The sequence below is a fragment of the Vulcanisaeta distributa DSM 14429 genome (genome assembly GCF_000148385.1).
Classification (GTDB): domain Archaea; phylum Thermoproteota; class Thermoprotei; order Thermoproteales; family Thermocladiaceae; genus Vulcanisaeta; species Vulcanisaeta distributa.
In genome coordinates this window covers 2,029,962-2,046,130 of record NC_014537.1, presented here as the reverse complement: position 1 = coordinate 2,046,130, position 16,169 = coordinate 2,029,962, and the positions used below count along the sequence as shown (strand labels likewise).

Annotated in this window: 24 protein-coding genes and 1 pseudogene; 17 read left to right on the top strand and 8 right to left on the bottom strand. The window is 44.3% G+C overall.

All coding sequences use genetic code 11. The features are described from left to right. The first annotated feature begins 24 nt into the window (after positions 1–24). Complete coding sequence (locus VDIS_RS10785) at positions 25–804, top strand: enoyl-CoA hydratase/isomerase family protein (RefSeq protein WP_013337284.1); 780 nt, start codon at positions 25–27, stop codon at positions 802–804. A 108-nt stretch (positions 805–912) separates the two neighbouring features. On the opposite strand, the gene VDIS_RS10780 is transcribed toward VDIS_RS10785, so the two are convergent. Next, positions 913–1,194, bottom strand: a complete 282-nt coding sequence (locus tag VDIS_RS10780) for a hypothetical protein (RefSeq protein WP_013337283.1) — start codon at positions 1,192–1,194, stop codon at positions 913–915. A gap of 63 nt (positions 1,195–1,257) precedes the next feature. Between VDIS_RS10780 and rpl12p the strand changes: the two genes are divergently transcribed. Then, positions 1,258–1,599 carry a 50S ribosomal protein P1 gene (rpl12p, locus tag VDIS_RS10775; RefSeq protein WP_013337282.1) on the top strand — a complete coding sequence of 114 codons (342 nt, stop codon included), beginning with the start codon at positions 1,258–1,260 and terminating at the stop codon, positions 1,597–1,599. Positions 1,600–1,638: 39 nt separating this feature from the next. Here rpl12p and VDIS_RS10770 read toward each other — a convergent pair whose 3' ends face one another. Then, entirely contained in the window at positions 1,639–2,517 is an 879-nt protein-coding gene (locus VDIS_RS10770; RefSeq protein ID WP_013337281.1) for a DUF2208 family protein, read from the bottom strand. A 97-nt stretch (positions 2,518–2,614) separates the two neighbouring features. Here VDIS_RS10770 and VDIS_RS10765 point away from each other — a divergent pair, with 97 nt between their 5' ends. The 4 genes from VDIS_RS10765 to VDIS_RS10750 are packed head-to-tail and all read left to right on the top strand — an operon-like array spanning position 2,615 to position 5,964. Continuing rightward, positions 2,615–3,325: a hypothetical protein gene (locus tag VDIS_RS10765; RefSeq protein ID WP_013337280.1), complete on the top strand. Its 711-nt coding sequence runs from the start codon at positions 2,615–2,617 to the stop codon at positions 3,323–3,325. A gap of 5 nt (positions 3,326–3,330) precedes the next feature. Further along, positions 3,331–4,569, top strand: a complete 1,239-nt coding sequence (locus VDIS_RS10760) for a site-2 protease family protein (protein ID WP_013337279.1) — start codon at positions 3,331–3,333, stop codon at positions 4,567–4,569. Positions 4,570–4,615: 46 nt separating this feature from the next. Further along, complete coding sequence (locus VDIS_RS10755) at positions 4,616–5,116, top strand: hypothetical protein (RefSeq protein WP_013337278.1); 501 nt, start codon at positions 4,616–4,618, stop codon at positions 5,114–5,116. A 2-nt stretch (positions 5,117–5,118) separates the two neighbouring features. After that, complete coding sequence (locus tag VDIS_RS10750) at positions 5,119–5,964, top strand: N-glycosylase/DNA lyase (RefSeq protein WP_013337277.1); 846 nt, start codon at positions 5,119–5,121, stop codon at positions 5,962–5,964. Here the strand turns inward: VDIS_RS10750 and VDIS_RS10745 are convergent. The 3 genes from VDIS_RS10745 to VDIS_RS10735 form a co-directional block, all read right to left on the bottom strand. After that, positions 5,931–6,233: a hypothetical protein gene (locus tag VDIS_RS10745; RefSeq protein ID WP_148678334.1), complete on the bottom strand. Its 303-nt coding sequence runs from the start codon at positions 6,231–6,233 to the stop codon at positions 5,931–5,933. The two genes, VDIS_RS10750 and VDIS_RS10745, sit on opposite strands and share 34 nt — an antisense overlap. After that, a complete protein-coding gene (locus VDIS_RS10740) occupies positions 6,217–6,606 on the bottom strand; it encodes an aconitase X swivel domain-containing protein (RefSeq protein WP_013337275.1) in 390 nt (129 codons plus the stop codon). The genes VDIS_RS10745 and VDIS_RS10740 overlap by 17 nt, the downstream gene beginning before the upstream one ends. A 75-nt stretch (positions 6,607–6,681) precedes the next feature. After that, positions 6,682–7,374, bottom strand: a complete 693-nt coding sequence (locus tag VDIS_RS10735) for a peroxiredoxin (protein WP_013337274.1) — start codon at positions 7,372–7,374, stop codon at positions 6,682–6,684. 191 nt (positions 7,375–7,565) lie between these two features. On the opposite strand from VDIS_RS10735, the gene VDIS_RS10730 reads away from it, so the two are divergent. The 3 genes from VDIS_RS10730 to VDIS_RS10720 all read left to right on the top strand — a co-directional run bounded on the left by VDIS_RS10730 (position 7,566) and on the right by VDIS_RS10720 (position 9,285). Continuing rightward, positions 7,566–8,351, top strand: a complete 786-nt coding sequence (locus tag VDIS_RS10730; RefSeq protein WP_013337273.1) for a hypothetical protein — start codon at positions 7,566–7,568, stop codon at positions 8,349–8,351. A 143-nt stretch (positions 8,352–8,494) separates the two neighbouring features. Next, positions 8,495–8,890 (top strand): Sec-independent protein translocase subunit TatA/TatB, encoded by a 396-nt coding sequence (locus VDIS_RS10725; protein ID WP_013337272.1) that lies wholly within the window; start codon positions 8,495–8,497, stop codon positions 8,888–8,890. Positions 8,891–8,922: 32 nt separating this feature from the next. Beyond that, on the top strand, positions 8,923–9,285 hold the full coding sequence (locus VDIS_RS10720) for a Sec-independent protein translocase subunit TatA/TatB (protein WP_013337271.1): 363 nt from the start codon (positions 8,923–8,925) through the stop codon (positions 9,283–9,285). Here the strand turns inward: VDIS_RS10720 and VDIS_RS10715 are convergent. Next, on the bottom strand, positions 9,273–9,638 hold the full coding sequence (locus tag VDIS_RS10715) for a winged helix-turn-helix domain-containing protein (protein WP_013337270.1): 366 nt from the start codon (positions 9,636–9,638) through the stop codon (positions 9,273–9,275). The genes VDIS_RS10720 and VDIS_RS10715 overlap by 13 nt on opposite strands. A gap of 139 nt (positions 9,639–9,777) precedes the next feature. On the opposite strand from VDIS_RS10715, the gene tatC reads away from it, so the two are divergent. From tatC to VDIS_RS10695, 5 genes and pseudogenes are all read left to right on the top strand, one after another. After that, complete coding sequence (gene tatC, locus VDIS_RS10710) at positions 9,778–10,650, top strand: twin-arginine translocase subunit TatC (protein WP_013337269.1); 873 nt, start codon at positions 9,778–9,780, stop codon at positions 10,648–10,650. A gap of 113 nt (positions 10,651–10,763) precedes the next feature. Then, positions 10,764–11,123 (top strand): annotated as a pseudogene (locus VDIS_RS10705) (HEPN domain-containing protein). Continuing rightward, on the top strand, positions 11,099–11,242 hold the full coding sequence (locus VDIS_RS12895; RefSeq protein ID WP_013337268.1) for a hypothetical protein: 144 nt from the start codon (positions 11,099–11,101) through the stop codon (positions 11,240–11,242). The pseudogene VDIS_RS10705 and the gene VDIS_RS12895 overlap by 25 nt, the downstream one beginning before the upstream one ends. Beyond that, a complete protein-coding gene (locus VDIS_RS10700) occupies positions 11,239–11,463 on the top strand; it encodes a hypothetical protein (protein WP_013337267.1) in 225 nt (74 codons plus the stop codon). The genes VDIS_RS12895 and VDIS_RS10700 overlap by 4 nt, the downstream gene beginning before the upstream one ends. Before the next feature lie 60 nt (positions 11,464–11,523). After that, the gene (locus VDIS_RS10695) at positions 11,524–12,000 is read left to right on the top strand and encodes a PaREP1 family protein (RefSeq protein WP_013337266.1); all 477 of its coding nucleotides are present in this window, start codon (positions 11,524–11,526) and stop codon (positions 11,998–12,000) included. Positions 12,001–12,066: 66 nt separating this feature from the next. On the opposite strand, the gene VDIS_RS10690 is transcribed toward VDIS_RS10695, so the two are convergent. Both VDIS_RS10690 and VDIS_RS10685 read right to left on the bottom strand, forming a co-directional pair. Next, positions 12,067–12,573 carry a TQO small subunit DoxA domain-containing protein gene (locus tag VDIS_RS10690; protein ID WP_013337265.1) on the bottom strand — a complete coding sequence of 169 codons (507 nt, stop codon included), beginning with the start codon at positions 12,571–12,573 and terminating at the stop codon, positions 12,067–12,069. Between the two features lie 10 nt (positions 12,574–12,583). Then, positions 12,584–13,111, bottom strand: a complete 528-nt coding sequence (locus VDIS_RS10685) for a TQO small subunit DoxD (protein WP_052885942.1) — start codon at positions 13,109–13,111, stop codon at positions 12,584–12,586. Positions 13,112–13,430: 319 nt separating this feature from the next. On the opposite strand from VDIS_RS10685, the gene VDIS_RS10680 reads away from it, so the two are divergent. The 3 genes from VDIS_RS10680 (at position 13,431) to nrfD (ending at position 16,165) form a co-directional block, all read left to right on the top strand. Next, positions 13,431–14,180 carry a hypothetical protein gene (locus VDIS_RS10680; RefSeq protein ID WP_013337263.1) on the top strand — a complete coding sequence of 250 codons (750 nt, stop codon included), beginning with the start codon at positions 13,431–13,433 and terminating at the stop codon, positions 14,178–14,180. A 62-nt stretch (positions 14,181–14,242) separates the two neighbouring features. Continuing rightward, positions 14,243–15,031 (top strand): IclR family transcriptional regulator, encoded by a 789-nt coding sequence (locus tag VDIS_RS10675; protein ID WP_013337262.1) that lies wholly within the window; start codon positions 14,243–14,245, stop codon positions 15,029–15,031. An 84-nt stretch (positions 15,032–15,115) separates the two neighbouring features. Further along, positions 15,116–16,165, top strand: a complete 1,050-nt coding sequence (gene nrfD, locus VDIS_RS10670) for an NrfD/PsrC family molybdoenzyme membrane anchor subunit (RefSeq protein WP_013337261.1) — start codon at positions 15,116–15,118, stop codon at positions 16,163–16,165. The last annotated feature ends 4 nt before the right edge of the window (positions 16,166–16,169 follow it).

Sequence of the window (16,169 nt, the reverse complement as noted above, 5' to 3'; positions counted from 1 at the left end):
TCAGCGCTCCTTAACAAGAGGCTTGTGGAGAGGACGTACTCTGGCGGTGGTTGGTTGGTGAGGATTGATAATGGTATTGCTGAGGTCATAATAAATAGGCCGCCATTAAACCTAATAACGCTTGAGATGAGGAGGGATTTGGGCAGGATAGTGAGTGAGTTGGAGCAGGACGGCAACGTGAGGGTCGTGATTTTCGAGGGCAGTGGTGATAGGGCATTTAGTGCGGGTGGTGATGTTACGGAATTCCTAAACACCACACCTAACGAATTAATTGATTGGGGCAGGACAATAGAGACTGTGGAGAGCCTTAGTAAGCCAACGATAGCTCTCCTCAGGGGCTACGTACTTGGTGCAGGCACGGAATTAGCCCTTGCATGCGACATTAGGATAGGCACGCCAGACGTGGAGATAGGGCTTCCCGAGATAAGGCTTGGCATGGTACCGGCGAGTGGTGGCTTGACGAGGATTGTTAAGGCGCTCGGCCCACTACGGGCAAGATACTACTTACTCCTTGGCAGGAGGATTAAGGCAGAGGAGGCGCTTCAGTATGGGTTGTTGCATGAGGTTGTTGATTCGGCTAAGGTTCGTGATAGGGTTATGGAAATAGCCAGGGACTTAATGTCACTATCACCACTGGCAATTAAGGCGTTGAAGGATGCCATTAGGTTAATCCAGGACTCACCAATGGAAGTGGGTTTCGATATTGAGAGGAAGACCTTCGCGCTACTACGATATAGCCAGGACTTCCAGGAAGGCATTAAGGCATTCAAGGAGAAGAGACAACCCAAGTTCCAAGGCGTATAATGGCGAAAGATTATTAAATTAATGTTAATATTTTTAATCACCACACAGAGACCCGACTAACGGGCCGATGAAGGTCGTGGGTTACCCCGGCCATATTTCATCCTTAACTCATTTTAGGTAATTATCAAGGTCTTTAATAACAAGCCTTAGATCACTCGTAATTTCATAAGTAATTCTCCTTATCTCACCATTACTAATCAGGTATATCTGCGGTATCCTTACCAAGCCATTATCAATTCCGTACTTAATTATCAATTGTAGGGCATCTAGGCTCCCGTAATCCTTCATTTCGCAGTTAATGCCAGCTCTGATGAACCGTGAGCATAGGGCAGTTAATTGGTCCTTAAAGTAGTCCCAATCGGCCGTTATTATGACTATCTTCTTTGGCATTTATTGACTTATTGAATTAAGTAATGTTTTTAAAGTGGTTTTCAATTGACATGTCGAGGAGGTATGGAGTACGTATATGCAGCATTACTGTTGCACTACGGTAAACAGCCCATTAATGAGGAGAATGTAATTAAGGTTCTACAGGCAGCTGGGATACAGGTTGACGAGGTTAGGGTTAAGGCGCTTGTGGCTGCCCTGAAGGAGGTTAACATTGACGAGGCCATAAAGACGGCCGTCGCAATGCCGGTTGCCGCTGCCCCAGCGGCTGCAGCCCAGGCAGGTGGTGCTGCGGCTGGCGGTGAGCAGAAGGCTGAGGCTAAGGCGGAGGAGAAGAAGGCTGAGGAGAAGAAGGAGGGCCCGAGTGAGGAGGAGATCGCAGCAGGTCTTGCAAGTCTCTTCGGCTAATTAAATCCGTGGTTAAATTAAATCCATGCCTATTCAAAATCACTTGGCAGTACCCTCCTCGATCTTAAATAGGTTCTTCATGGCCTTATCCCACAGGTCCCTTGGTGATTTATGGTAAATCCTTATCTTTGTGTATGGTAGTCCGGACAGTGGTTTTGATAATTGAAACTCTATGAACCTCCTCTTCTCATTAATTACTATCTGCTTTACCTGTATTGGTGACTTGAGTAGGTACATGCCGTCGATTAACATTGCGTCTCTAAAGATTATCAATTCCTTAGTCACTGTGTATGGGTAGTCGGTTATCTGCACGTTGGTCGTCATGAAGGGCATCCTCATTATCCTGAATATTACATACATGAGTACGAAGAAGACCCCGAAGTATATGAGGTAGTCAATGAAGTATGCATAGAATAGATTTGCCTCTTGAATTGTTTGTGTGAACCAGGGCTTTAGGTAATAACCGATGTTTACTGTGCTTGATATGTACTTGGCCAGTGTTATGAATGGTCCCGAGAGTACGTAGGTGTAGAGTAGGAGTAGTCCTATTAAGACCACCATTAGTATTATCATGTTCTTCATTTGGGACTTAACGAACCTATTCGTCTCCTGTACATACTCAGGGTCCTTCTCCATGGCTTTGATAAAGTCATCACGCGTTAGCTTCTCCACGGCGCCGGACTTCGTAGACTTCATGTACTCCTCAATCTCCCTAAACCTAACCCTGGTGCTCCTAATGCCTATGGCAATCACAATACCAAAGAATATCACTAAATACGCAATTACTATTATCCAGGTTACGAATGTCTCATGCGCGACGTTCCCCCAGGCACCAACTATGGCAAAGGCCAGTACAAACGCTATGGGCCATACATACCTAAGCACCTTATTCCAAGTACTACTTTGTTGTTGATACATCTTGGGTCTTTAGATTTTAATGCCCATTTAAAACTTACCGAATATGGGTGGTGTGTGAGAAAAGATTTATTTCCTATATAGTTATTGCCTAGTGGAAATGAATGCTAATAATGAATTGTCAATCAACGTAATATGCGATAATGAAGTAAAGGCGCCAAATGTGGAGGGGGATAATTCAATATCGCTACTTGTTAATAATGAGTTAATGATTGATACGTGCTCAAGCGCCGGCAAATTAATTGGTAATAGTAAGGTATTAGGTATTAACATTAAGCCCAGGTTTCTCATCATAACGACACCGGTTAATCACCATTGGGGTGGTGTTGATGCCGTCAGTGATGTATCAGTAGTCGCAATCCCCGTCGATAATACCATGCATGGTTTTGAGCTTAGAAGTAAGCTTGAGGGGCTTGGTCTTGACGTCATTGAGGTTGGTGGTAGGGAGAGGATTAAGCTTAATTTTGGTGTGGTGGAGCTCATTAGGGTTGGCAATAGGAGGGTTGGTGAATTGCTTATTTACTTCCCAAGCCATAAATTATTGATTAGTGGCTGTGGGTTAAACCTATGGCTTATTAATGATGATGAGATAACGAGGTTTTTCAAGGAACTTGGTGTTAAGTACTTCGTGGGCGGTCTGGGGGCTACATCAATAAGTGAGTATCAAGGCGCGCTGTTAAGGGATATCATTAGGGGCTTAAGTGGTGTTTACCCACTACATGGTACTGGTCCTAGGCTTAGGAGGGAGTTGGTGAGTGGTTATAGGAATGTTCATGATGTTGGTACAGGCTCCATACTTAGATTTAGGTGATTAACATGCAATATCTTGGTTTACTAATCGTCATTGCCGCCTGGTTCATAATTGTCGGAATAATATACCTGCTTAGGCATTTCGGTGTTAATGTACCCGTGAAGGTTTACTACGGAGTATTCATCATGCTTAGGGATGAGGAGTTGGTTAAGGAGGTGATTGCGCCGCTTGGGAATTTACTACGTAAGGTGCCGGGTTGGTTAATCATATTGTTAACCGTGGGTCTATTCTCGATATCGATGTTCGTAATCGTGCCAATACCACTAATAATAATGAGTATCAACGCATGGGGCTTACCATCAATGCTCTACTTAATGTCAAAGAACTTGGTCCTAATGATCATAGCAATGACCCATAAATTGAGCCCCATGGAGACCGTTGAGAGGGGATTCACACCGCTTGCGCCGTTAATACCTGGGGTCACTGTATCGTTATACACATTCATCTACATAATAGTGGCTATTGGAATTGGGATACTACTACATGAGCTAGCGCATGGCGCGGTGTCTTCGAGGTACGGAATAAGGATAAAGTCTGGAGGGGCCTTCGCCCTCTTATTCCTGGCCTTTGGAGGCTTTGTTGAGATCGATGAGGAGGAATTAAGGAATAGGGGTACACTGGTAAGGCTTGCCGTGTACTCAAGTGGTGTATTCATGAATATAGTGCTTGCCTACATAGCCGTGGCTCTCGTGGAACTCGCATCACTAAGCCCCTCATTAACGCGAAGCCTTTTAGGAACAACGATAGTTTATGTAGCGAATTCCACGGATATAGCCCTCAGAAGTGGCTACATAATAACGGCGGTTAACAATCATCCAGTGGCCAGCATATACTCATTAATATCAATACTAAACTCAGTCGGCTCAAGTAACGTCACGTTAACCGTGTTTAACCCCGCAAATGGCACCGTATTCAACGAAGTACTAAGTACGGGTAACCTATCAATGGCATTACTTGGTTATTCAGCCCTATACATAAACCCATGGGGTATAGTCGTGGAGAGTAGTTCATTTTATAACCTAATGTTCTGGATATACACTCTAAATCTAACCTTGGCATTACTCAATGCCTTCCCTGCATATCCCCTCGATGGTGGTCAATTCCTAGAGACACTCCTCACGAAGGTGATTAGGGACCAGGCATTAAGGGGTAAGGTGATGATTGCAATATCGGTGGTTTTATGGTCTCTCATAGGGCTTACACTTTATTACACGTTAATAACTGGTCTGTATAGGTTAATTTAAGGAGGTGCGTGATTCTTTAATAACTGCCTAATGGAGTTAGCCAGTAATGGGCAGTGGTAGTGCCCTAAGTAATCGTGAGGATGTTAAGGCAAGGGTTAGGAGGGGGTTTATACTCGGTATTATCATTACGGCATTATTCCTACCACTGGGTTTGTCGCACTTTGGTGAGGCGTTTGCACTGGAGTTTAGGGCTTATGGCTATGTGGTTTATAGGTCTGGGGAGGTGATTCATGTTGGTTATTTACCGCTCTATCTCTATATGTGGAGGGTTTCATCGCTGCTGTTCCTTGCGTGGATAATCACGTACATAGCCTACATAATAAAGCCATCAATTGTGCTCGACTCGTCAGGTGTTATTTACGGGATTTCCTACGTAATAACGCACTACATATACCTATTCACAATAGGCGCGCCAGTAATAGTCTACCCATTAACTTACGTACTAATTACCGTGGGTAAACCACTCCTATACCTTGACTGGGGTCAAGTCATTGCATTAATAACCATTTGGAGGTATTATTCAATTCACAGGTTAATGCGGGGTTAACAATGAGCAGTATTAAGGAGAAGATAGCGGAGGTACTACGTGAACTCGGTATAGACTGGGTTAGGGGTTTTGAGGAGAGAGATCCCCAGTACCTTGCCGTAGCCAGATTGTGCCGTGAATTGAGGCACGACGTTGAAACAACACTGAAATTAACAATACTCAATGCCTTAGTTAGCTATCAACTGACTGGTAAGGGTGAGGATCACTGGAACTACTTCGCCAACTACTTCATTGTGAATAAACCAGCCGATTTGTGCAGGGACTTCATAAATTACGTAATGAATAGTAGGTACTTAGCTCGGTATAGGGATTCAAGGATAAGGAGAATTCAAAATGCCTGCCCACAAATAGCCAGGTTGGGCATTAGTAATTACTTAAGCGACTTAACGTCGCTCTGGAAACTGCTTTCGAAGGTAACTAATACGAGTGGTGATGAGAAGACGATAGTGTTTGCGGTTAAGATGGCGTATTACGTGGGTAGGGTCTGCGGGTTCGACGTTTCTGTCCCAATGGAGATACCAATACCCGTGGATTACAGGGTTACCGTAATAACGATATGCAGTGGCTTAATGCCGGTCATGGGGGGTCTCGATAATGTGGCTGGGCTGGCCAGGGAGTTAATGACTAGACGGAGGGCTGAGATTCAGGGTATATGGAGTGAGATTGGTAGGCTCAGTGGGGTACCACCACTTAACCTAGACTCCGTGGTTTGGGTTCTCGGTGGTTTACTAATCAACTCCTCATTTAGCATGAATAAGGCAATTAATGGGGCAAAGGCCCTAAACATCTACAATGGGAGGGTTCTCGAATTACTTCACTTACTCGGTGGGCGCTGTATCGATAGGTAAGTGCTAATAACAACGTCTCTTGCTTCCCTATACACCTGTTGCTGGCTCTTACTGGTCTTGAACCTACGCAGTAGTTCAACCCTATCACCCTTAATTGCTATGTAGCCGCTTGAGACGAGCCTATCAAGCAATGCCCTGGCATACCCAGGACCGAGCCAGTAAGCCATCATTCTATAAACCTTTAGGTACCTAAGCCTAGCCCTGCCATTCCTCAACTCAAGCTCCTCAAGCAGCAGCAATGCCAGCCTAGCCTCAGGGCTCATCGACATAGACCTCACCCCTGTCTAGATCAACACGGGCCATGACACCACTCCTAAGGTTTAATACCTCCTTGGGCAAATTGGTCATTATTGGTATTTGCGCCATGATAGCCCCAATTATCAGCATAGTGTCGGCCTTAACACTGAGTATCACCAGTGGGGCCTTACCGTACTTACTCAGTTGGTACATGACGTAGGGACCCACCGTCGAGCCCCTTGAGCTGGGTATCACAAGCACCTTACCTGCGATACTGGCGTTAATGGTCCTTATAATACCGTTCTTACCATCAACATCGCCAAGGAAGGAAAGTGGTTCCCGATAAACCACCAACTCGCCATTAACAACGCCGCTCCCAAACACAGTCTCTCCCTTAAATTTCATGTGGGCTCAGGGTAGTTTGGAAATAATTACCTTAAAATATTTTTAGGAGGATTTTGATTGTGGTGATGCCCTTCATCACTCAATCCTAATCTTAATAATTCTCTTCGTCTCCTCAACCTCCTCCTTAGGCAACTCCCTATAGGTTAGCCACCATGCATAACCTTTAAATTGCTGAAGTCTCTTTGGGGCTTCCTCAACGTGATGTGGCGGTGGGTTCAGGACGTTCTCACCAATTATTTCATTGTACGGCCAGTTCGCCGGCATGACAACTCCATACTTATCAATGAGCTGTAATGACCTAACTATCCTCAGTATCTCCGGTATGTTCCTACCAAGCTCCAGTGGGTAGTATAGTATTGTCCTTATTGTCGCCTTATCATCAACTATGAAGACGGTCCTAACGGTATTTGTGCTGGACTCTGCATGTAACATGCCGAGAGCCCTTGAGACGTTACCCAGCGGATCAGCAATTATTGGGAATGGTATCTTAACACCGAGGGTCTTCTCAATCCACTGAACCCACTCAATATGGCTAATATCAGTATCAACGCTTAAGCCTATTAACTCTGTGTTTAGCTTCTTGAAGTCGTCATAGTGCTTAGCGAAGCTCACGAACTCGGTGGTACACACTGGTGTGAAGTCGCCTGGATGGCTGAAGAGTATGAACCATTTACCCTTGAAGGCGTCTGGTAACTTCATTGGCCCATGGGTTGTCATTACGTTTAGCTCAGGGAATTTCTCCCCTATTGATGGGATTGTTATTGGCATACTACGGGTCAGTAAATGGCAATGTATTTAAATGAGGTTTCTTTGTTATTTTAAATTTACTAGACAAATAGTTAAATGATATGTTGATTTATATATAATGGGATATAAATTACGAGTTCATTTCGCATCATTTAAAATACATGTGTTGAATTACCTTTAAATTAAAAACGGTATCATCAGAATGGCGGATTATGAGTAATGAGGGAATAGCATTACTTATTATGTATGTTTTTATTGTATTTACGGTGATTCTACCATTAACGGCAATCCTTGTTAGTACTCGTTTAGGTTATTTTGGAATCCCAAGTCTACATACCATAGTCAGCGAATACGTAAGTACCATGGCTTACCTGGTACCTCTATTAATAGTGGGTGCCCTACTAATTTATAGATACGCATCACCGCTTGCCAAGGTCATCCTGAGTGATGTGGTTAGGGTTTATGAATCTCACGGCGTTTTAGATGTATTTACCCGTAAAAGGCTACTTCAATTATACCTATTATTGTTAATACCAGCCCTAATTTCATACTTAATTAACGTGGGGGTTATCAGGATTGTAGGTCCTAATTACATAACGCTTTACACAACACCATTCATTGGTTCATTTAATTTGACAACCATGATAATAGGCACCGTTAACCTAATATTAAGTACATGGTTAATAATCAGCGTTTCTTATTTACAATTGAGGATTGCCGTAAAACGTATAGTCAATAGGCTAGGTAGTGCGATAGGTGGTACAGTGGGCATTGCGGCATCCACGGGTACAGCAGCGTTCGTGGGTTCGGCGTGTGGGTTGGGTGCTTGTACGATGCCCATCTCCAGCGTTTCTCCCATGGCCGTGGTTATGATGGGTCTTTTCGATGTTAATGCCCTTGAATTAGTTCGTTATTCATTAGTCATTCTGTTATTTCTAACATTGATTACCGTAGTCTTACTACTAATTGTTCACAGGGGCATAATTAAGGGCTCATAGTGGTCATGAAGTTAGTTTCAACTCCACTTTTAATGAAGAATAAGTATCTTTAACCCTACATTCAATTTGATTTAAGGCTCCAGGTGGGAATTTTCACACAATTGTTAGCAAAGTTTTTAAGTAAATCCACGATTGACTTCTTGATGGGCGTAGTATTGTTTATTGATACGCAGACTTTGATTTTGATTATCATAGCCTTCATAATCCTCATTATTTGGGGTCCGAGTAAGATTCCTCAGTTGGCTAGGAGTTTTGGGCAGGCTGTTAGGGAGTTTAGGCGTGGTGCTTCGGAGAGTGAGCCCGAGCCTGAGCTTGTTGAGGTTGCTAGGAAGCTTGGTATTGACCCAACGGGTAAGACTAGGGATGAGCTGCTCACGGAGATCAACAAGGCATTGAGCCAGCAGAGGGCATCCACCGCAGCGAAGTCAGGCGTTGACCCTAGGGTCCTTGAGATTGCGGAGAGGCTCGGCATTGACACTAGGGGTAAGAGTGAGGAGGACCTTATTAAGGAGATTAATTGGAGGCTCAGTAATAAGTGACCTTGAAATTAAATTAATCGGTGAGCCTTAAAATGACCGTTTACCTAATCCTCGATGAGCAGACAGGACTACTCATATTCCTATTCCTCCTAATTCTACTCGCCTGGAAGCCCGAGACACTACCAAAAATAGCCAGGGAGTTGGGCAGGTGGTATAACTGGGCCAGGAGGGAGATGGAGGAGTTCATGAGGGAGATTAACGAGCCAATCCACGAGGCTAGGGCAACAATGAACAACGCAGTGAATGATGTGAGGAGGACAATGAACGAAGCCCTAGACCCAGACATACTGAGGATTGCCAAAGCCCTAAACATAAACACCCAGGGAAAAACAAGGCAACAGGTAATAGACGAGATACTAAGGAAGCTATCTAATGGTGAAAATCAAAGATCATAGCTTGTTAAGTTTCTAAATCTCTGTGTTAATTCCTGCGACCATTTACTTGCTACTTGGTTCATTTCTTCGAGTATCTCTTCGTAGTACTTCAATAGCGCCTGCCCTTCTGGTGTTAATTTTGCCCCTCCCCTGCCCCTACCTCCCTTCCTCGCATCAACCAACTTAACGCCCAGCGTCTTCTCCATCCTATCTACGTAATTCCAGACGAAGCGATAGGACATACCCAATTTACGGGCAGCACCACTTATTGAACCAACCTCATCAATAGCCTTAAGAATCTCATAACCACCAGGGCCAATAACATGTCTATCACCAACCTCAATCCAAACCCTAAACCTAACACTCACAGACATACTAAATCAACGTAGGCATTAAATACAAAACTTTATCCTTTTTGAAATAAGGAATTACTGAGAACCAGGGATCTGACTACCTCATTTATCATTTATGTGAAAAAGGGATTTTTACCCACACACATATCATTAATTGATAATGAGTGAGGATAGGCCGCCTTATGATAGGGAGTTGCCTTTTTGGGAGCATATCCGTGAGCTTGGGGTTAGGCTTAGGAGGGCTTTGATTGTGTTTGCTGTGGTGTTCGTAATCCTTTGGTTGCCAATGCCCGATGTACATAGTCATAACATTGCCCAGGTCGTCATTGGCTTCTTCACCATGGAGTACAACCCAATAATAGCCTATGTTTATAGGCACTACATATATAGCCTTATCATGGCGCCTGCGGAGTCGGTATCCTGCGCCAGTGGTTACGTGGTTATTGGCAACTCCACTAAGCCCATAGGCATAATATCAACCACCGTACTCGGGCCGTTCGTGTTCAGTGTTGAGCTTAGCATAGTTATTGCCCTCCTCGTTACAATACCAGTGCTAATTTATGAAATTTACCAATACATCAAGCCAGCCCTTTACCCCCATGAGCTTAGAGCCGTTAGGAGGTATGTGTGGGTTGCAACCATACTCTTCTACCTAGGCATGTTCATTGGTTACTACTTCGTATTCCCAGCCTTCCTAAGGATAAGCCTATTCTGGAGTTGCCTATTCGGTTTCGTGCACTTGCTCACCACGAGTGGCTTCCTGGACACGTTCATTGCAACCTTATTCTTCGCAGGTTTCCTCTTTGAAACGCCCGTGATAATCGCGCTACTGACGCAAATCGGCTTAATAACGCCTGACATGCTCTCGAGGAATAGGCCCTACATATACTTCGGGGTCCTCGTGGCCATAGCCATAATAAACCCAGACCCAACACTAATAAGCACACTACTATGGTTCATAATGTTCATAGCACTATTCGAGGCGGGGTACGTATGGAGTAAGGTAATATATAGGAACATGCCTAAGGTGTAGTCTGGACCTATCCTTGCCGTTATCCATTAACATGGTATGACATGTTCATGAAATACTACGGACACTACTACGGAATGATATTTTAAGCCCTGGTAGTAATTAGTTAATGAGTAATGGAGTACCAAAAATGGCTTGCCCAGGCACTTAGGGACCTGCGTACGGCGGAGAACTCCCTTAATTCTGGCGACTATTACGCCTACGCATTTTGGTCTCAATAAGCCGTTATTTCGAGGGGTAAGGTGGTCAGTGGCCATGATTTGGTGGAGCTCGGCTACATAATTAGGGATGAGCTTCGTATCGATGTATCACGAATAATGGATTACCTTAGGGAGTTGACCATGCATTACACAGTCTCCAGGTACCCTGATGCGGCTAATGGGCTACCATACGAAGTATATACTGAGGGTAAGGCTAGGAAGGCTCTTGAGATGGCTAGGGAGGTGGTTGAATGGGTAAGGCAAAATCTGCAGTAGAGAGTCAGGTTGTCCTACTCAGGAGGGCTTGGGAGTTCGTGAGGAGGGCAAGGTCTAGGATTGGTATTTCTGAGGTTTACGTGGTTGGTTCCAGGGCTAGGGTGATTACACGGACATGAGTGACATTGACCTAGTGATTATTAGTGATGACGTGAGGGGTATGGATCAGTTGGAGAGGAGGTTGTTGCTTAAGGAATTCATTGAGCCCAGGATTGAATTCTTCATATACACCACTGAGGAGTGGAGTGGTGAAGTGACGGCTTGGATAAGGCAGATGAGGCATGAAGCAGTTAGGCTCGTTGACCTAATGAGGACCTACGGCATTAACCTGGAGCAGTGATTTCACTACCCAACTTAACCATACAAGACTTAATAAATCCGCGGAAAATTATTAATAATAATGAGCATACCGCAGACATTAATCGAAGCACTTAGAAAAAGGGGGTTAGACCTTGACTACATAATAGACGTACTAGCCGCAAAGCTCAACCTAGACCCCTCAGACACCGCTAAGGCTCATGCCGAGTTGGCCTTGGTCATGTTTAGTGAGGGTCTTAACTTTGTCGGTAGGGGTGATGTGGTTCAGGCCAGTGAGAAGTTGTATAAGGCTGTGGAGGAGGCTATCAAGGCATTAGCCATTGCCAAAAACCTCGATGAGGCCAGGGAAGCCCTAGAGAAGGGCAGATGGACCGTGAGCCTACTCGATGATGCGGCTTCGAAACTAGGCGATGTGGCGGAGAGGGCATGGGCTGAGGCTTATTTCCTACACGTTAACGGGTTCCACGAGGTTAGGATAAAGATTGATGAGGTTGAGAGGAGGGTTAAGTACATAAGGCCGTTGATTGATGAGGTTAGGGAGGTAATTGGAGTTAAGTAGGTGTGAGTTAAAAGAAGGTGAGAAGAAGGAATGGTTTTTAATGAGAGATTGGTAGGACTCATCGCTTTACCCGCTGACTGTTACGTATACCTGGAACTTAATTCCGTACGCCTCGTATTGCCCATCAACATCGTAAACTCTGACAATGTAGGTCCCTGGGCTGAATGTTGTTTGTGCATATAACTTAACAATGGCAGACTGGCCCAGTGGTACCACGAGGGCGAAGCCGTCGGAGTGCACTAAATGCCCTGGTAGGTTATACTTATTTATGATGTCGTATTGGGGTATGTGGCCTAGGTATGTTGAGTTCCATTCATAAGCTATGGTACCATTTGGGTAAAGTACCTGTACGAGTACTATGAATCCACCGTATGTGTCCGGACCCGCCACCCTAGTGATGTGTAGTAGTAATGTACCATTCTCAAGTAATTGAGTACCAGCCAGTGAGTAAGCGGGTGTCTTTGAGTAGTTGGTTAGGTGGGTGAATCCCTGAAAGTTTATTTGGTATAGACCCATCGTTACCCCGGTGGCGATTATGAAGCCCAACAGTGCAAGCGCGGTTGTCCTATCCATACTCACCACCTCACCATAGTGGTACGTACACACTCCATATCCTTAAGCCCCTTGGATACTTCTTAGCCAGGTACTGATCAATCGATAACCACCTACTACCTGTAAACACGAACATAAATGCGGCGGCGCCTTCAACAGCCGCAATCTGCCACTCATCAACACACGTAGGCCCCAACCAACCACCAGCAGCCCCAATGCTCCAGGCTAGTATGGTTATTACGAGCCCGGAGAGCCTCGTCATGAAGCCAAGAATCATTAATAAGCCAAATATCCCCTCGACAGCCGTGAAGAAGAGTAGGAATATGTAAAGCAGGTGCGGATGTAGCAATACCCACTCAAGCTGCCCAACAACAGGTTGCCACGCATGTGGCAAGAACGTTATCAACTTACCACCAACATACGCAGTGGATGATGGGTTAAGCTTTGCAGGCACATTAACAGTTCTCCTCAGGAACGCAGAGAAGTACATCCAACCCAACGTAACCCTCAGTATAGGCAAGAACCTCTCAACACTAGATACCTCCACAGTCTTTTCCATATATTTGACTATTTCTGTCATATTTATCGAGAATACCGCAAAGATATTGTTCTATTAAGGATTAGTTTCTAGATACTGAGAAAAATGAAAATATACATTGTATAAGATATCATGAAAAACCATGAGTATTTAAACAAATTTATTACTATATTAATGCATGTTTTTCCATAAATCATAAATTATTAACTTATCGAAAAGTTACACTTTCTGCTCTAGATTCCAGCATTCACTTTTGCATGTTTTCTACGTTTGTAGTGTCATTTTTTTGACAATAAAGGTTAAAAATAGTACATTTATGTTATTTTCTAGGTGATTTAATATGAGTATTTACTACCTAGATAATTACCACATACTAATACTTCAGGCACTCCTTCTTCATCTCATTAAGGGTAAGGTAAGGCGTTGTAGTAGGAATTTGGATTCTCTTTACTATATTTCGATGAGTACGGGTATGAGCATAGCCACAGCATATAGGAAGGCCCTCGACCTGATGAATCTTGGCTTGATAGAGCGGGTTAGTAAGGGTCATTACGTAATAACCACTAAGGGCGTGTTACTACTTGCAATGATGTACCTAAGTAATGGGGGTTCCATAAATAAGGATGTCTTTGAGTTGGCCATTGATAAGTTGAGGGAGGATTGGGACCTTGAGGAATTTGATCGTAATGAGGTAATTAGTTACTTAAAATTACTATATAAAGGATTTAATAAGGCGGGTCTCTCGCCATTAAACGCCAATGTTAATTCACTTAGTAATTCTGTTTATTACGTATTACCCGACGGCATTAATAACGGTAGGATCTCTCTAACCCACTCAATAGCCGAGTACCTGGGTGTGAGTATTGATGAGGTGAAGCAAGCCGAGAGGGTAATCGCCAAGGCACTACTTGATTACCTACCAAGCATCCGTTTAAGGGATGGTTGCAGGGCAGTGGTTGTATTGGCTGGGGACCAGTCGATTAGGGTCTCGCCGGTAATACTCGCCATTAAATGTAGGATTAGGGGCTATTCGCTTAATAGTGACTGCCCTGTAGCCTTATCATTAATTCATAAGGCATTTAACGAGTAAGAATCTTAGCATACTCCCAAAACGCTTTAATACTAAATCATGATTTAAAATTATTAATAATGATGCCTCATTTATTAGTTAGGGAAGATTCGCTAGATTCAATTCATATACTTATTCTTGAAACTCTCATCGTCTCGATGTTTCAATTAGCCTTAATGCAAAGAGGTATCAATACATTGTCATTAACGTACCTATCCAAGGTAACTGGGTTAAGCATAGCGACAATTTATAGAAAGATGTTAGAACTTCTATCGATGGGTTTTGTTGAGAAGGTTAATAAGGGACAGTACGTGGTTACTGCTAGAGGCGCCTTCCTACTATCTGTTGCTTATTTAACGGGTGCTGTTAGGGCTAATGATGCGGCTTTTAGGTACGTGATTATGAAATTGAAAGAAGACTGGGGACTGGAGGATTTTAGTGATGATGAGGTTAAGGAATACATTTCATTATTAATTAAGGGATTGGTTAGGCTGGGTAGGAAGATTGAGGATTTCTGCGCCAGTAGCTTAAGTAGGACTGTCCTAGTTCTGCTCCCTGACAATCTAAGGATAGGCATGAAGCCCCTAGACCAAGTAATTGCGGAGACCCTGAATGTACCTCTAGAGCTCGTTAGGAAGGCCGAGAGGGTAATCGCCAAGGCATTACTTGAATTATTACCAGTGGTTACCCTAAATGATGGGTGTAAAGCTGCATTACTAATAGAGGAGAGTTCTGGAAAGCCTTTCGTAAAGCCAGTGGCCATTAAATGCAGGATTAATGGTTATGCACTACGTTTAAACTGCCCAATACTCACGTCCATAATGAACAAGGGCAATCTACTTAAAACCTTTCACTCATATGAAAGTAGGTAATTCCTAGGCACAGGTATAACTACGGCTGTTTATATCAAGTGAGAAAGCACCGCTTATATCCAACACGTAACTAGGTAATAACCGATGTCATTACCCTGGCCAGTTAGCTGGACAGGCTGGGGCCCATACATGCCGCCAGGCTATCACATGATATGGGGCTGGAGAATCGCTGCTGCGGTCTTCCTAACGGCGCTTGGAAGCATGATGATGCTACTGGCCGCGGTTTATAATGTTAGGGGTAAGGTCAGTAGGATGGTTAAGATAAACATGACCGCTGGCTGGATCTTCATACTAGCTGCCCTAGCCTTCTTCATAATTGATTTAGGTAGGCCTGAGAGGGCTGGCAACATAATATTCATTGGCTACCCACATGGTAGGCTCGCCCAATCATGGATGGACTGGGGTGTCCTATTCCTAAGCGGTATGGTTATTTGGGGAATAATATACCTGGCAATAACCTACATACCATCACTGGCGAGGGCCGTCCTCGGTAAGTACGTTAGACCTGCACAATTAGTCCTTGACTACTTAATAATGCTAACAGGCATAGCAGCTACGGTATACACAGCATTCCTATTCGCAGCAGCTGGTGGCAAGTCCTATTGGTGGAATGGCGTGCTACCACTGCTATGGCTATCATCAGGTCTCGCATATGGCTCCGCATTCTCGCTATTAGTTGCCAGGTTTTTCGAGAAGCCTGTAACAACGACAGTGCCCGTGAAGGCTGATGGAGGCACAAGCGAGTTAGCTCATGTGCTGCATGAGTTAAGTTGGCTGGACCTACTTGCGGAGATTTTTGAGGGGTTTGGCTGGGCGTTGTTCATAGCTGTGGCCATGGCAAACCACTACTTAGCTGGGTTGAACCTTTACGAGCTTTTATTCGGTATGTACGCACCATTATTCTGGGGCGTGGTTATATCAATAGGCATAGCCATACCATTACTACTCGAAATAGCGCTATTGAGGATTAACCCATTGAGCACTACCGCGGCTATAATGATAGTGATAATATTCATAGCCGTTATGGTTGGTGGGTACTCGCTTAGGTACACGGTGATTGCCACGGCGTACTTCCACTCACCAATACCACCATTCTACAACACACAACCACAGTGGGGTCCGTGGTGGGGGTGATGGG

What these genes read in the sequence shown, in the direction of transcription:
- VDIS_RS10780 (WP_013337283.1), bottom strand. Translation starts at nt 1,194, where the DNA reads ATGCCAAAGAAGATAGTCATAATAACGGCCGATTGGGACTACTTTAAG.
- rpl12p (WP_013337282.1), top strand. Translation starts at nt 1,258, where the DNA reads ATGGAGTACGTATATGCAGCATTACTGTTGCACTACGGTAAACAGCCC.
- VDIS_RS10770 (WP_013337281.1), bottom strand. Translation starts at nt 2,517, where the DNA reads ATGTATCAACAACAAAGTAGTACTTGGAATAAGGTGCTTAGGTATGTA.
- VDIS_RS10765 (WP_013337280.1), top strand. Translation starts at nt 2,615, where the DNA reads ATGAATGCTAATAATGAATTGTCAATCAACGTAATATGCGATAATGAA.
- VDIS_RS10760 (WP_013337279.1), top strand. Translation starts at nt 3,331, where the DNA reads ATGCAATATCTTGGTTTACTAATCGTCATTGCCGCCTGGTTCATAATT.
- VDIS_RS10755 (WP_013337278.1), top strand. Translation starts at nt 4,616, where the DNA reads ATGGGCAGTGGTAGTGCCCTAAGTAATCGTGAGGATGTTAAGGCAAGG.
- VDIS_RS10750 (WP_013337277.1), top strand. Translation starts at nt 5,119, where the DNA reads ATGAGCAGTATTAAGGAGAAGATAGCGGAGGTACTACGTGAACTCGGT.
- VDIS_RS10745 (WP_148678334.1), bottom strand. Translation starts at nt 6,233, where the DNA reads ATGTCGATGAGCCCTGAGGCTAGGCTGGCATTGCTGCTGCTTGAGGAG.
- VDIS_RS10740 (WP_013337275.1), bottom strand. Translation starts at nt 6,606, where the DNA reads ATGAAATTTAAGGGAGAGACTGTGTTTGGGAGCGGCGTTGTTAATGGC.
- VDIS_RS10735 (WP_013337274.1), bottom strand. Translation starts at nt 7,374, where the DNA reads ATGCCAATAACAATCCCATCAATAGGGGAGAAATTCCCTGAGCTAAAC.
- VDIS_RS10730 (WP_013337273.1), top strand. Translation starts at nt 7,566, where the DNA reads ATGAGTAATGAGGGAATAGCATTACTTATTATGTATGTTTTTATTGTA.
- VDIS_RS10725 (WP_013337272.1), top strand. Translation starts at nt 8,495, where the DNA reads ATGGGCGTAGTATTGTTTATTGATACGCAGACTTTGATTTTGATTATC.
- VDIS_RS10720 (WP_013337271.1), top strand. Translation starts at nt 8,923, where the DNA reads ATGACCGTTTACCTAATCCTCGATGAGCAGACAGGACTACTCATATTC.
- VDIS_RS10715 (WP_013337270.1), bottom strand. Translation starts at nt 9,638, where the DNA reads ATGTCTGTGAGTGTTAGGTTTAGGGTTTGGATTGAGGTTGGTGATAGA.
- tatC (WP_013337269.1), top strand. Translation starts at nt 9,778, where the DNA reads ATGAGTGAGGATAGGCCGCCTTATGATAGGGAGTTGCCTTTTTGGGAG.
- VDIS_RS12895 (WP_013337268.1), top strand. Translation starts at nt 11,099, where the DNA reads ATGGGTAAGGCAAAATCTGCAGTAGAGAGTCAGGTTGTCCTACTCAGG.
- VDIS_RS10700 (WP_013337267.1), top strand. Translation starts at nt 11,239, where the DNA reads ATGAGTGACATTGACCTAGTGATTATTAGTGATGACGTGAGGGGTATG.
- VDIS_RS10695 (WP_013337266.1), top strand. Translation starts at nt 11,524, where the DNA reads ATGAGCATACCGCAGACATTAATCGAAGCACTTAGAAAAAGGGGGTTA.
- VDIS_RS10690 (WP_013337265.1), bottom strand. Translation starts at nt 12,573, where the DNA reads ATGGATAGGACAACCGCGCTTGCACTGTTGGGCTTCATAATCGCCACC.
- VDIS_RS10685 (WP_052885942.1), bottom strand. Translation starts at nt 13,111, where the DNA reads ATGGAAAAGACTGTGGAGGTATCTAGTGTTGAGAGGTTCTTGCCTATA.
- VDIS_RS10680 (WP_013337263.1), top strand. Translation starts at nt 13,431, where the DNA reads ATGAGTATTTACTACCTAGATAATTACCACATACTAATACTTCAGGCA.
- VDIS_RS10675 (WP_013337262.1), top strand. Translation starts at nt 14,243, where the DNA reads ATGCCTCATTTATTAGTTAGGGAAGATTCGCTAGATTCAATTCATATA.
- nrfD (WP_013337261.1), top strand. Translation starts at nt 15,116, where the DNA reads ATGTCATTACCCTGGCCAGTTAGCTGGACAGGCTGGGGCCCATACATG.